Source organism: Blautia sp. 2227st1_G12_2227SCRN_220401 (genome assembly GCF_039062885.1).
GTDB lineage: Bacteria > Bacillota > Clostridia > Lachnospirales > Lachnospiraceae > Blautia_A > Blautia_A fusiformis.
In genome coordinates this window covers 25,387-38,587 of record NZ_JBCLNI010000003.1, presented here as the reverse complement: position 1 = coordinate 38,587, position 13,201 = coordinate 25,387, and the positions used below count along the sequence as shown (strand labels likewise).

Here is a 13,201-nt window from a genome sequence, read left to right as displayed (position 1 = left end):
ATCATTAAAAGAAGTCAGGAGGACATAAGTACATGCGAGTCGATGCGGACGATTTTGCCCGACCTTGCAGCTGCGGGAGGGAGCACCACATAGACGTTAGAGAAATTGTAATTGAATCAGGAGCTATCGGGAAACTGGAAAAGGAAATGTCAGACGGTGATCTGAAAGAATGTATTTCCCCGCTTCTGATCTGTGACACGAACAGTTACAAAGCTACAGAGGAACTGATGGAGGATATCTACGACCGGTGTCAGGTACTGATCCTAGATGCTGAAGGTCTTGAGGCAGATGAGCGTGCCGTGGAGATCGTGGAGAATTATATGGAAGAGGACATCGATCTTGTTCTTGCAGTTGGAGCGGGGACGATCCATGATCTCAGCCGTTTTGTCGCCCATCAGTACCGGATCCCTTTTGTCTCTGTGCCCACCGCAGCCAGTTCAGACGGATTTACTTCCACAGTAGCAGACATGACCTGGAATGGTGTAAAAAAAGTATTTCAGGCATCTGCGCCACTTTTTGTTTTTGCGGATACGGATATTTTTGCTAAGGCGCCTGCAAGGCTTACAGCAGCCGGGGTGTCGGATATTCTGGGAAAATACATTGCGCTGGCAGACTGGAAGATAGCAAGTATTCTTATGGATGAATACTATTGTACAGCGGTGGCAGACCTGGAAACAAAAGCGATCCGGACTGTTAAGGATAATCTGAAAGAAATTGCAGCAGGAGAGAAAGATGCATGTGAGAAGCTGATGTATGCGCTGATCCTTTCCGGACTGGCCATGCAGATGACAGGAAACTCCAGACCGGCATCCGGGGCGGAGCACCATATGGTCCACCTCTGGGATATGGAAGTGGTCAATGGCCACCTGGATGCTCTTCACGGGGAGAAGGTTTCTGCAGCAACCATGTTGGTCCTTCTGGAATATAAAAAGCTTGCAGATGCTATCCGAAGAGGAGCCTGCAGAGTGCATGCCTTTACAGACGGAGACAGAGAACTCCTGCAGGAGACCTTCGGCAGAAAAGGGATTCTTGGAGCACTTGAAAAAGAAAACACTCCGGAACTTCTGGACGATGTAAGCACAGAAACACTTTCCGGTGCACTTCCGGAAATCCTTAAGATCATAGATCTTCTTCCTGCAGTTACAGATATGCAGGAGATGATGAGTATCGTCGGCTGCGTGAGCAGAGTCCGGGATATCGGACTGCCGGGAAAAGCGATCGAGGAGAGTCTCAGACTTGCACCGTATACAAGAAGAAGGTTGAGCCTTCTGAGACTTCGGAAGATGCTCACATACTGAGCAGGAACAGCTCATAAAAGGTTCTTTTGACTTGACATAAATTTTAGGAAAGGCAGTGATGAACGGTTTGATGAGAGTAGGAATGGGATATGATGTACATAAACTGACAGAGGGCAGGAAACTGATCCTTGGTGGTGTTGATATTCCTTGGGAAAAAGGTCTTTTGGGCCATTCGGATGCAGATGTTCTGATCCATGCGATCATGGATGCACTTCTGGGAGCTGCGGCTCTTGGAGATATCGGAAAGCATTTTCCGGATACAGACCCTGCATATAAGGGAATCTCCAGTGTGAAACTTCTGGTGCATGTTGCCGGATTACTGAAGGAGAATGACTATGCGATCGGAAATATCGATGCCACCATCATCGCTCAGAAACCGAAGATGGCACCACATATTCCGACGATGAGAGAAAATATCGCAGAAGCACTTGGGATTAAAATATCACAGCTGAATATCAAGGCGACCACAGAGGAAGGCCTTGGATTTACAGGACAGGGAGAGGGAATCTCCTCACAGGCGATCTGCTCCCTGTACAGAATCGGGAAATTGGAGGAAGAGTAACATGAAGATTTTTAACACACTGACACGCAGAAAAGAGGAATTTGTACCTCTGGAAGAAGGAAAAGTAAAAATGTATGTCTGCGGACCTACGGTATACAATCTGATCCATATCGGAAATGCCCGCCCTATGATCATTTTTGATACAGTGCGCAGGTATATGGAATATAAAGGATATGAAGTAAATTATGTATCCAACTTTACCGATGTAGATGACAAGATCATCAAGAAGGCAATTGAAGAGGGCGTTTCCGCAGAGGAAATCTCTACCCGTTATATCAAAGAGTGCAAGAAGGATATGGCAGATATGAATGTAAAACCTGCTACAACTGCACCCCAGGCTACACAGGAGATCCAGGGCATGATCGACATGATCCAGACTCTTATTGATAAAGGATATGCATATCCGGCAGCTGACGGGACCGTTTATTTCCGTGTAAAGAAATTCAAAGAGTATGGCAAGCTTTCTCATAAGAATCTGGATGATCTCCAGTCAGGATTCCGTTCTCTTAAGGTATCCGGTGAGGATCAGAAGGAAGATCCGTTAGACTTCGTGCTTTGGAAACCAAAGAAAGAGGGCGAGCCGTCCTGGCCGTCACCGTGGTGCGACGGACGTCCTGGCTGGCATATTGAGTGTTCTGTTATGTCCAAGAAATATCTCGGAGAAGAGATTGATATCCATGCAGGCGGTGAGGATCTGATCTTCCCGCATCATGAGAATGAGATCGCACAGAGTGAGTGCTGCAATGGTAAGATTTTTGCAAGATACTGGATGCATAATGGTTTCCTGAACATCGACAACCGCAAGATGTCCAAATCTCTCGGAAATTTCCGTACCGTTCGTCAGATCGGTGAACAGTATGATCTTCAGGTTCTCCGTTTCTTTATGCTGAACGCACATTACAGAAGTCCGCTGAACTTCAGCGCAGATCTGATGGAGGCAGCAAAGAACTCTCTGGAGCGTATCCTTGAGGCGGCAGGCAAGCTCAGCGACCGTAAAGACAATGGGGCGGCAGAGAATATTACAGAGGAAGAGCTTGCGCTTCTCAAAGAGGCAGAAGGTTTTGTTACCAAATTTGAAGCTGCCATGGATGATGATTTTAATACTGCAGATGCACTTGCGGCAATTTTTGAGCTTGTAAAATTTGCCAACACAAACGTAGACGAGAACAGCTCAAGGGAGTTTGCCGGTGGTCTTTATGAGGAACTTTTTAAGCTCAGTGATGTGCTGGGACTGAAAATCGAGAAAAAAGAAGAGATTCTTGACAAAGAGATCGAGGATCTGATCCAGGAACGCCAGGCTGCAAGAAAGGCAAAGGATTTCAAGAGAGCAGATGAGATCCGAGATGAGCTCCTGAAAAAAGGTATCATCCTTAAAGATACAAGAGAAGGTGTGAAATGGCAGAGAGCTTAAAGAAACTGAAAGAGCTGTTTGATCTGAAAGACGCAGACCTTCGGACTTATTCGCCGCTGACGCTGGCCTATATCGGGGATGGTGTTTATGAGCTGGTGATCCGTACTATTCTTGTGAAAAAAGCGAATTGTCCGGTAAATCGTCTCCACAAAAAAGCCAGCAGCCTTGTAAAAGCATCTGCACAGTCGGGTATGATGGAGATCCTCGAACCACTTTTGACAGAAGAAGAAAAAAGTGTATATCGAAGAGGAAGGAATGCGCATTCCGCTACTATGGCCAAACATGCCACCATGGCGGATTACCGGCGTGCCACAGGGTTTGAGGCGCTGATGGGATATCTTTACCTGAAAGAGGATTTTTCAAGGATACTGGAACTGGTCCATGCAGGACTTGAGAAGGAGGAAATTTAAATTGACTGAAATGATAGAAGGAAGAAATGCGGTCCTTGAGGCATTTCGTTCCGGTAAATGTGTTGATAAACTGTTTATTCTGGATGGCTGTCAGGACGGACCGGTCCGCACCATCGCAAGAGAAGCCAGAAAACATGATACCATTGTAAAATTTGTTCCAAAGGAACGATTGGATTCCATGAGCGAGACAGGTGCACATCAGGGTGTGATCGCACAGGTTGCGGCTTATGATTATTCTACAGTGGAAGATATCCTGAAAAAAGCAGAAGATAAGGGAGAGCCTCCGTTTATCATTCTTCTTGATAATATTGAAGATCCTCATAATCTGGGAGCTATCATCCGTACCGCAAATCTCGCAGGTGCTCATGGTGTGATCATTCCCAAACACAGAGCAGTAGGACTGACTGCTACGGTTGCCAAGACGTCGGCAGGCGCACTGAATTATACACCGGTTGCCAAGGTTGCTAATCTGGGACAGACTATTGATGAACTGAAAGAAAAAGGCATCTGGTTCGTATGTGCAGATATGGACGGAGAGGTGATGTACCGTCAGAATCTGACAGGACCTATTGGCCTTGTGATCGGAAATGAGGGAAATGGTGTAAGCCGCCTTGTAAAAGAGAAATGTGATTTTACTACCGCGATCCCGATGAAGGGGGATATCGATTCCCTCAACGCTTCTGTAGCAGCAGGGGTGCTTGCTTTTGAGATCGTGAGACAGAGACTGTCAAAATAAATACATCAAATACAGCCATAGCTGTTCGGAGAAAAAATGTGCCGATATAATGAGATGACGGATGAAGCTCTTATCGAAAGACTTCGTGCAGGGGAATCTGCAATTGCAGATTATCTGATGGAAAAGTATAAAGGTCTGGTCAGAAAAAAAGCCCGTGCCATGTTTCTGATAGGTGGGGACACAGATGATCTGATACAGGAGGGGATGATCGGACTGTTTAAGGCAGTCCGTGATTACCAGCCAGACAGGGAGTCGTCTTTTCAGTCTTTTGCAAATATATGTATTGACAGACAGATATATACTGCAATTAAAAGTTCAAACCGCCAGAAACATCAGCCACTGAACACTTATGTGTCTTTAAGCGACGGAGAGGCGGAGGAAAACTTCAGAGATTCCTGTGTGGAGCATGATAATCCGGAATCGATCCTGATCGACCGGGAAAATGTGGCGGCTCTCGAAAATGAAATGAAAAAGAGCCTGAGCCCTCTGGAAAACAGGGTACTGCAGTTGTATCTGGATGGAAATGGATATATGGATATTGCCCGGATCCTTGGAAAAACACCGAAATCCATTGATAATGCACTGCAGAGGATCCGTGGGAAAATTAAAAGCTATTTTTGAGAAGAGTAAATACCTCTTTCCTTTTGAATATAAAAGTATTAAAATAATATTCATAAGGAGCAGAATAAGAAAGGAGACCAAATTATGGCAAAGATCAATAAATATTGGGGACTTGTTGCAGTAGGAGCGCTTACCGCTGCCGCAGCAGGAGCTATCGCAGCACTTGTATCCAGACGATCTGTATGCGAAGAAGACTTTGAGGATGATTTCGAAGATCTTGATGATTTCAAGGATGACGAGAAGAAGGAAGAAAAAGAAGAGAAAGAAGTCTTCCAGGACTGGGACAAGACTGCATCTGAGACTGTAGAAGTTTCCAAAGAGGCAGATGATGCTGAAGAGGCACCAACAGAAGCAGAAGAGGAAACACCTGCAGATGATGAATCGGAGGCCGAAGCGGAAGAAGAGACAGAAGCAGAAGAGACAAAGACAGAAGAGTAAAAAGAGAATCCTGCGTGCTGTGTCTGCGAGCGACAGCACACAGGATTTTTTGTGCTATAATCATGAAAATATGAATTTTTAAAAAAATAAAAATAATGTATTGACAATATGACAATCATCTGATAATATAAACAACTGTGAGCGGCACAAACGTCGCGAAACAAGCTGCTGTGGCTCAGTCGGTAGAGCGTCGCCTTGGTAAGGCGGAGGTCACGGGTTCGATTCCCGTCAGCAGCTTTTTTTGTGTCTAAAAACAGACAATTTTTTGTTTAGATACAGGTTTTGCGGGTTTCAAAAACTCCGGATTTATGATAAGATAAAACATCAGGATGATATTTAGGAGGGAAAGCAATGGAGAACGAAACAGTTTCCAAAAACTTTATTGAAAATATTATAGACAAAGATCTTGAAGAAGGCGTTTATGACACCGTGCATACACGTTTCCCGCCGGAACCTAACGGCTATCTTCATATCGGACATGCGAAATCCATTCTTTTAAATTATGGATTGGCTCAGAAATACAACGGAAAATTCAATCTCCGTTTTGATGATACCAACCCTACAAAGGAGAAATCCGAATTTGTAGAGTCCATCAAGGCTGACGTGAAATGGCTTGGTGCAGACTGGGAAGACAGACTTTTCTTTGCATCTGATTATTTTGATCAGATGTATGAGGCAGCAGTGAAGCTTATTAAGAAAGGCAAGGCCTTTGTCTGCGACCTGACTGCAGACCAGATTCGTGAGTACCGAGGAACTCTTACAGAGCCAGGTAAAGAGAGCCCGTACAGAAACCGTACTGTAGAAGAGAATCTTCAGCTTTTTGAAGAGATGCGTGAGGGCAAATACGGAGATGGCGAGAAGGTTCTCCGTGCCAAGATCGATATGGCATCACCGAATATGAACATGCGTGACCCGGTCATTTACCGTGTAGCCCGCATGACACATCACAATACAGGAGATAAATGGTGCATCTATCCGATGTACGACTTCGCTCATCCGATCGAGGATGCCATTGAGGGTGTGACACATTCTATCTGTACTCTGGAGTTTGAGGACCACAGACCGCTTTATGACTGGGTGGTAAAGGAGCTGGAATATCCGCACCCACCGAAGCAGATCGAGTTTGCAAAGCTGTACCTGACCAACGTTGTTACAGGTAAACGTTATATCAAGAAGCTTGTTGAGGACGGCATCGTAGATGGATGGGATGATCCGAGACTAGTATCCATCGCCGCACTTCGCCGCCGTGGATTTACACCGGAGTCTATCCGTAAATTTGTAGAACTCTGTGGTGTTTCAAAGGCGAACAGTTCTGTAGATTATGCAATGCTCGAGTACTGCATCCGTGAGGACCTGAAGCTGAAACGTCCGCGTATGATGGCGATCCTTGATCCGATCAAGCTCGTGATCGATAACTATCCGGAAGGACAGGTTGAGTATCTTGAAGCTCCGAATAATATGGAGAATGAGGAACTTGGAACCAGAAAGATCCCGTTCAGTGGAGAACTTTATATTGAACGTGATGATTTTATGGCAGAGCCTCCTAAGAAATACAAACGTCTCTATATTGGAAATGAAGTTCGTCTTATGAATGCATATTTTGTAACCTGCACAGGTTATGAGGCAGATGACGACGGAACGATCCGTGTAGTCCACTGTACCTATGACCCGGAGACCAAGGGCGGAAATGCACCGGACGGACGTAAGGTAAAAGGAACGATCCACTGGGTGGAAGCATCCAATGCAGGTAAAGTTGAGGTAAGACTTTACGAGAATATCGTAGATGAAGAAAAAGGTGTTTACAATAAAGAAGATGGTTCTCTTAATGTAAATCCGAATTCTCTTACAGTAACAAGTGCCTATGTAGAGCCGGAGCTTCTGAAAGCAAAAGGTTATGACAGCTATCAGTTTGTACGTAACGGTTTCTTCTGCGCAGATATCCATGACTCCAGGGAGGGAGCACCGGTATTTAACCGTATTGTATCTCTGAAGAGCTCTTTCAAATTACCGAAAGCATAAAAACTGTCAAAAAGAATACGAAACATATGACAGCAGTACACCGTGAACAGGTATCAGGGTGTACTGCTTGTTTTGTTTTGTCGTCATCAGGAATAAATGGATAAGTACAAAATGCTCCTGCAACGATTTCGGTTGCGCCCATTTACAGAAACGGTTATACTGATAACACAGGAAAGAGAGGAATTACACATGAAGAAAATCGTGCTTGCTTCCGCATCTCCCAGGAGGCGGGAACTTTTAAGCCAGGTAGGAGTCGCCTTTGAAGTGAAGCCTGCCAGCGGGGAAGAACGGATCACCAGTGCAGAGCCTGCGAAAGTGGTGGAGGAACTTTCTCGTCAGAAAGCTATGTTTACGGCATACGCGCTGGAGGAAGAGGAGAACCGAGATCTGAGAGATGTGGTTGTGATCGGTGCAGATACCGTTGTATCTTATGAAGGTAAGATTTTAGGTAAACCGGCAGATGAGACAGCTGCAATAGAGATGCTCGCTATGCTGCAGGGGAATACACATCAGGTATATACCGGTGTAACTTTGCTGATAAGAGAAAAAGGAAGATGGAAAGCTCATACCTTCCATGAGTGCACAGATGTGAGCTTTTATCCGGTGACAGAGGAAGAAATAAAGGAATATGTAAACAGCAAAGACCCAATGGACAAAGCCGGAAGCTATGGGATTCAGGGCGCCTGGGGAGCCTATGTGAAGGGAATCCGTGGTGATTATAACAACGTGGTGGGACTGCCTGTAGCAAGATTGATCTATGAGACAAAAAAACTGGGAATGAACCTGAGAGGATGAAAGACAAAATGATAAAAGCTTGTATATTTGATCTGGATGGAACAATTGCGGATACACTAGAATCTATGGCATATGTGGCGAATGAGATCATGGAAAAGTTTTCCCTGAAACCACAGCCGGCAGATAATTTTCGTTATTACAGCGGTGAAGGTGCAGATATGCTGATCAGAAGATGCCTGATCGATGCAGGAGATCCGGAGCTGGTACACTACGAAGAAGTCAGGGAACTTTATCGCAGGAAATTTGATGAAGATCCGCTGTATAAAGTTGTGCCATATAAAGATATGCCGGAAACCCTTCAGAAGCTGAAACATGCAGGCCTTAAGATGGCTGTATGCTCCAATAAGCCTCATGTTGCGGCGCAGAAAGTGGTAAAGGCGATCTATGGCGATCTGTTTGATGAGGTGATGGGACAGCAGGAAGGGATCCGCAGAAAGCCGGCGCCGGATGGTCCGCTGAAGATTGCAGAAGATTTCGGCGTAAAGCCGGAAGAATGTATGTATATCGGAGATACAAAGACAGATATGCAGACAGGAAGTGCTGCCGGAATGTATACCGTTGGTGCACTATGGGGATTCCGTGACAGAGAAGAGCTTGAAAATAACGGTGCAGATATTGTAGCAGCTGTACCTGGTGATCTGTTTACTATTTATGAGGAGAAGCAGCATGATTAAGATGGTTGCCAGTGATCTGGATGGAACGCTGCTTATCGGTGGAAGACAGACGCTGCCGGAAGAGATCTTTCCGCTGGTAAAGGAACTGAAAAAAATGGGAATCCTCTTTGTGGCAGCCAGTGGCAGACAGTATGCCAATATGAGGAATCTTTTTGCGCCGGTAAAGGACGAGATGGCATTTATCAGTGAAAATGGCGGGCTTGCTGTCCAGAATGAGAAGTTTCTGTACTGCGACAGCTTTGACAAAGAACTGGTCAGAGAGATCATTCAGGCAATATGGGAAAAGCCCGGAGCGGAATTTTCCTGTTCTACAAAAGATTTTTATTATATCATGCCCAAGACAGAACATTATCGCCATCTGATGATCGAAGAAGTAAAAAATCAGTGTAAGATCATAAAGAGTTTTGATGAGATCGCAGAGCCTTGTATGAAGGTTGCAGTTTATGAGAGAGAAGGAATGACGGAGGAATCCATCCGGTACTGGAGAGAACGGTTCAAAGACAGATGTACTGTTGTGACATCCGGATTTGCGTGGGTGGATTTTGTTCCATTTACCACGAACAAAGCAAAAGGGATCCGTAAATACCAGGAACTTTTGGGAATCGGACCGGATGAATGCATGGCGTTCGGGGATGAATACAATGATATTGAAATGATGAAATCTGTAAAATACAGCTTTGCCATGAAGCATGCGAAGCCAGGGGTAAAGGCGGCGGCTTTCTACGAGACAGAGAAGGTGGAACCAGTACTTCGCAGACTGATCGCGGCGGGCGGAGATATAAAGGAGGAACTTTAATATGTACAAGAAAGAATATGTCCAGACATTTCTGGAAAAACAGGGGCAGCTTTTTGATGAGCCGGTAGCAGAGGATTTTGAGGAGGCAGAGGAATTTCTAGAGGATTGCATGGCAGTTGTGCTGGATTCCCTGAAGGATGTTAAAAAATATCTGGATGGAATGGGCGCAGATGTGGAGGGGATTTCCCTGAAGGAGCTGGAAGAAGAAAGCGAAGTATTTAAACTCCCGGACGGAAAATATATGATCGTAGAAGGCTGACGGAAAGCAGGGATTACACCTCTGAAAATTAAATATGATAAACTTGCATCAGCAAAAAGAAAGCCCTGCGTAGAAAGGGTAAATGTGGGGAAAATAAAATGATGTAAAGGAGGATGGGATATGAAAAAAAGCAGAGTGCTGGCAGTCGTCATGGCTGTGCTTATGATGGTAACGCTGCTTCCATCGATGGTATTTGCCACTGCAGCTCCATCGGGAACTCTTGATGGAAAGCTGAAGGTCAAAGGAACACTTGCGATCGGGTCTACCTTAAGTGCAGATTACTCAAAGGTCAAGCCGGAGGGGATCACAGATGATAATGTGAGTTTTTCCTGGTCATTAAAGGACGGAGACCTTCTTACAGAGGTAGGAACTGATAAGACTTATAAAATCGATGAAAAAGATCTGGGTCTTCCGATCGTTCTGAAGATCACCGGAAAAGAAGAGACGGGAGTCAGTGGTGAGCTTACGGTGACGACCCAGGAGGTTTCCGAAACAGAGGAGGAAGCCAAAGCAGTAGGAGAAGATCCGGATGCGGAGGAAAGTGAAGCTTCGGCAGATTCGGAGTCTTCAGAGAACACGCCGGATACAGAAGCTGGAACGTCAGAGGAGCCTGATAGTGCTCAGCCTGAGGAAACCATAGAGCCGGCAGAAGAAACGGAGTCTGCGGATGTGCAGGAGAATACAGATGTACAGGAAAATACAGATGCACAGGAACCTGCAGATACCCAGGAGCCTGCTGAAAACTCTGTTATAGAAGTAAACGGAGAACAGTCAGGGCCTCAGAATACCGATGAGGCAGATACATCTGGAGATAGTCAGACAGAGACACCGGATTCCGCAGGTACAGCAGCAGACGCTTCCGAAAAAAATGAGGAACCGACATATTCGGCATCTGCATACACGGAAGATGGAAGTGGAATTCTGGATTTTGGTTCCGTGGAAGAGGGATATACGGAAATTCCGGAAGCACAGATGGTTACTATCACAAATAACGGAACCGGAGATCTCAATTTTAAAGAGATTGCCCCGGAGAATTTCATGGCTGCGGATATTAACGATGCGCCATTAAAGAGTGGTGAAAGTGTTGCTGTGTGGGTAAAACCACGAGAAGGTCTGAAGGCTGGAGAATACAAAGATCTGATCACGTATCAGACAGAAGAAGGTGCCGATGTCTTCTTTGAAGCGGACTTTACAGTAAAAGAACCGGAAAATAAAAAAGCCGAAGATCATGAAAATAATGAGCAGACAGATCCCGGGGAAACATCGGACCCTGCAGCGGAAAAAATATACAAGCTAACTGCGGATCCGACAGAACTGCCTTTTGATGATCTGACTGCCGGTTATGAAAAGGTAGAAACAACAAGTACAGTCACGATCAAAAACGAAGGTACAGAAGCTGTGACGTTAGTACAGCCTGAGTCGGAGTTTTTTGATATTGCGCCGGTCAGTGAAGTGGAGAGTAGCGGAAATATCCAGTTGGCGCAGGGAGGAGAGCAGACCTTTACCGTACAGCCTAAGCTTGGACTCTCTGCAAAAGATGATCCATACGTGGAAGAGCTTGTATTTGCTTCTGATGAAAGCACGGAAGCATCTGCTACAGTGACGGCTTCGGTTATGGTAAAGACAGAAACACCAAAAACAGTTACTGCAACAGTGAAACCGGAAGGTCCTCTGAAGTTTGGAACACTGGAACAGGGCTATGAGACTGCGCCGGATGCACAGCCTGTAACCGTAGAGAATACAGGTACAGAGGCTATCCGGATCCAGCTTTCTGCTCCGGAGGATTATGAGGTGGGAGAGCCTTCTGCGGAAGTGCTCAATCCCGGAGATAAGGCGGCAACCTTTACCGTACAGCCCAAGACCGGTCTTCAGGTCGGAGATCACAGCGATACGATTTCTGTGACAGATCAGAATACCGGAAACACACTGGCTGAAGTCCGGCTGGAATTTACAGTTTCGGAGCCGGAACCGGAACCCAATCCCGGTCTTTCGGTAACAGATAGTCTGGAGTTTGGAACCAAAGAGGAAGGCTATAAGGAACTTCCTGATGCGAAGAAAGTTACAGTTACCAACACCGGAAATACAAAGATCGTTCTGAAACAGCCTTCATCAAATGCATATACAATTGGTACACTTTCCGCCACAGAGCTGGAAGCAGGAGATAATGCAACCTTTAGCGTACAGCCGGTCAGCGGACTTTCACAGGGGGAATATCTGGAAGACATTGTGATCGCCAATGATGCAAATGTGGAAGCTTATGTAAATGTCCATTTCAGCGTTACAAAGAAAAAAACAGATAACGGTAAGAAGGCGAATAACCTTACAGGCATCAAAAAGCCATCCGATATCAAAGATCTACCCAATGGAACCCAGAAAACCCAGAAAGCCCTGAAGCTTCCGGGAACAGTAAAGATCACTACAACAAAGGGAGAGCAGAAGGCATCTGTTAAATGGGATGTTAAGGGATCTTCTTATGATCCGTCTTCTGCAGAACGTCAGATATTTAATGTAAAAGGTACCGTCATTCTTCCGGAGGGGGTTAAGAATCCCAACAAGATCAGTACAGTGATCGCAGTAAGTATTACAGTAAATGGATATCAGGGCACGGAAGCCGCTGCATCGGACAATAAGATCACAGGCATTGATTCCAATGGCAAGTATGATACCAATACAAAGATCACCTTTACAGCAGCTGGTGCAGGAATGGATAATACAAACCCGCGTAAGGGAGATACCAGATATCAGCCGAAGAGCTGGAAGATCACAGAGACCCGTACCTGGGATGGAGAGCCTTATACTGCAACATTCCGTGTCAGCAAGCCGGGAAAATATACTCTGAAAGTTACCTTTGGACAGCAGAAATACGACGGCTCCAGCTGGAAGGATACCGGTACACAGTCAGAAAGTACGGTTACTTTTACGGTATCACAGGCAGCAGTTCTTACTGCGACTCCGAGTCCGGCAGTGACACAGACAAATCAGAAATCTGCAGTGCAGACGGGAGACAGTACACCGATCATGACATTTGTGATCATTTTGATCGTGACTGTGGTATGTATTGGAGGAATCCTTGTATATCGTAGAAAGAAAAAATAAGAACAGAATGTAGAAGATAGTTTTACAGCACCCTCCGTACAAAAAATGTACGGAGGGATTTTTTTGCACATAGAGATCCGTTTTAT

The 13,201-nt window shown here is 45.5% G+C and carries 13 protein-coding genes and 1 tRNA gene; all 14 read left to right on the top strand.

Annotated elements, in window-relative coordinates; translation table 11 throughout:
- The first annotated feature begins 32 nt into the window (after positions 1-32).
- The 14 genes from ABCM67_RS02220 to ABCM67_RS02155 all read left to right on the top strand — a co-directional run bounded on the left by ABCM67_RS02220 (position 33) and on the right by ABCM67_RS02155 (position 13,115).
- Positions 33-1,298, top strand: a complete 1,266-nt coding sequence (locus tag ABCM67_RS02220; protein ID WP_021650982.1) for a sn-glycerol-1-phosphate dehydrogenase — start codon at positions 33-35, stop codon at positions 1,296-1,298.
- A 70-nt stretch (positions 1,299-1,368) separates the two neighbouring features.
- A complete protein-coding gene (gene ispF / locus ABCM67_RS02215) occupies positions 1,369-1,860 on the top strand; it encodes a 2-C-methyl-D-erythritol 2,4-cyclodiphosphate synthase (RefSeq protein ID WP_044961210.1) in 492 nt (163 codons plus the stop codon).
- Position 1,861: 1 nt separating this feature from the next.
- Complete coding sequence (gene cysS, locus ABCM67_RS02210) at positions 1,862-3,271, top strand: cysteine--tRNA ligase (RefSeq protein ID WP_021650981.1); 1,410 nt, start codon at positions 1,862-1,864, stop codon at positions 3,269-3,271.
- Complete coding sequence (locus ABCM67_RS02205; protein ID WP_021650980.1) at positions 3,256-3,681, top strand: ribonuclease III domain-containing protein; 426 nt, start codon at positions 3,256-3,258, stop codon at positions 3,679-3,681. The genes cysS and ABCM67_RS02205 overlap by 16 nt, the downstream gene beginning before the upstream one ends.
- On the top strand, positions 3,653-4,417 hold the full coding sequence (rlmB, locus tag ABCM67_RS02200; protein WP_021650979.1) for a 23S rRNA (guanosine(2251)-2'-O)-methyltransferase RlmB: 765 nt from the start codon (positions 3,653-3,655) through the stop codon (positions 4,415-4,417). Before ABCM67_RS02205 ends, rlmB begins: the two co-directional genes overlap by 29 nt.
- Positions 4,418-4,453: 36 nt before the next feature.
- Positions 4,454-5,038: an RNA polymerase sporulation sigma factor SigH gene (gene sigH, locus ABCM67_RS02195; protein ID WP_022426224.1), complete on the top strand. Its 585-nt coding sequence runs from the start codon at positions 4,454-4,456 to the stop codon at positions 5,036-5,038.
- Positions 5,039-5,122: 84 nt separating this feature from the next.
- Positions 5,123-5,476 (top strand): hypothetical protein, encoded by a 354-nt coding sequence (locus tag ABCM67_RS02190; RefSeq protein WP_147603663.1) that lies wholly within the window; start codon positions 5,123-5,125, stop codon positions 5,474-5,476.
- 164 nt (positions 5,477-5,640) lie between these two features.
- Positions 5,641-5,713: transfer RNA gene (locus ABCM67_RS02185), tRNA-Thr, on the top strand.
- 114 nt (positions 5,714-5,827) lie between these two features.
- A complete protein-coding gene (locus ABCM67_RS02180) occupies positions 5,828-7,495 on the top strand; it encodes a glutamine--tRNA ligase/YqeY domain fusion protein (RefSeq protein ID WP_015525883.1) in 1,668 nt (555 codons plus the stop codon).
- A 189-nt stretch (positions 7,496-7,684) separates the two neighbouring features.
- Positions 7,685-8,290, top strand: coding sequence for a Maf family protein (locus tag ABCM67_RS02175; RefSeq protein WP_022426223.1), 606 nt, complete (start codon positions 7,685-7,687; stop codon positions 8,288-8,290).
- An 8-nt stretch (positions 8,291-8,298) separates the two neighbouring features.
- The gene (locus ABCM67_RS02170) at positions 8,299-8,964 is read left to right on the top strand and encodes an HAD family hydrolase (RefSeq protein ID WP_147603664.1); all 666 of its coding nucleotides are present in this window, start codon (positions 8,299-8,301) and stop codon (positions 8,962-8,964) included.
- The gene (locus tag ABCM67_RS02165) at positions 8,957-9,760 is read left to right on the top strand and encodes an HAD family hydrolase (protein WP_342992461.1); all 804 of its coding nucleotides are present in this window, start codon (positions 8,957-8,959) and stop codon (positions 9,758-9,760) included. The genes ABCM67_RS02170 and ABCM67_RS02165 overlap by 8 nt, the downstream gene beginning before the upstream one ends.
- Before the next feature lies 1 nt (position 9,761).
- Positions 9,762-10,019 (top strand): hypothetical protein, encoded by a 258-nt coding sequence (locus tag ABCM67_RS02160; RefSeq protein WP_015525887.1) that lies wholly within the window; start codon positions 9,762-9,764, stop codon positions 10,017-10,019.
- A 120-nt stretch (positions 10,020-10,139) separates the two neighbouring features.
- Positions 10,140-13,115, top strand: a complete 2,976-nt coding sequence (locus ABCM67_RS02155; RefSeq protein WP_342992460.1) for a hypothetical protein — start codon at positions 10,140-10,142, stop codon at positions 13,113-13,115.
- The last annotated feature ends 86 nt before the right edge of the window (positions 13,116-13,201 follow it).

Excerpts from the sequence above, each read along its gene's own strand:
- rlmB (WP_021650979.1), top strand. The coding sequence starts at position 3,653 with ATGCAGGACTTGAGAAGGAGGAAATTTAAATTGACTGAAATGATAGAA.
- cysS (WP_021650981.1), top strand. The coding sequence starts at position 1,862 with ATGAAGATTTTTAACACACTGACACGCAGAAAAGAGGAATTTGTACCT.
- ABCM67_RS02180 (WP_015525883.1), top strand. The coding sequence starts at position 5,828 with ATGGAGAACGAAACAGTTTCCAAAAACTTTATTGAAAATATTATAGAC.
- ABCM67_RS02175 (WP_022426223.1), top strand. The coding sequence starts at position 7,685 with ATGAAGAAAATCGTGCTTGCTTCCGCATCTCCCAGGAGGCGGGAACTT.
- ispF (WP_044961210.1), top strand. The coding sequence starts at position 1,369 with ATGAGAGTAGGAATGGGATATGATGTACATAAACTGACAGAGGGCAGG.
- ABCM67_RS02165 (WP_342992461.1), top strand. The coding sequence starts at position 8,957 with ATGATTAAGATGGTTGCCAGTGATCTGGATGGAACGCTGCTTATCGGT.
- ABCM67_RS02155 (WP_342992460.1), top strand. The coding sequence starts at position 10,140 with ATGAAAAAAAGCAGAGTGCTGGCAGTCGTCATGGCTGTGCTTATGATG.
- ABCM67_RS02160 (WP_015525887.1), top strand. The coding sequence starts at position 9,762 with ATGTACAAGAAAGAATATGTCCAGACATTTCTGGAAAAACAGGGGCAG.
- ABCM67_RS02220 (WP_021650982.1), top strand. The coding sequence starts at position 33 with ATGCGAGTCGATGCGGACGATTTTGCCCGACCTTGCAGCTGCGGGAGG.
- ABCM67_RS02205 (WP_021650980.1), top strand. The coding sequence starts at position 3,256 with ATGGCAGAGAGCTTAAAGAAACTGAAAGAGCTGTTTGATCTGAAAGAC.
- sigH (WP_022426224.1), top strand. The coding sequence starts at position 4,454 with ATGTGCCGATATAATGAGATGACGGATGAAGCTCTTATCGAAAGACTT.
- ABCM67_RS02170 (WP_147603664.1), top strand. The coding sequence starts at position 8,299 with ATGATAAAAGCTTGTATATTTGATCTGGATGGAACAATTGCGGATACA.
- ABCM67_RS02190 (WP_147603663.1), top strand. The coding sequence starts at position 5,123 with ATGGCAAAGATCAATAAATATTGGGGACTTGTTGCAGTAGGAGCGCTT.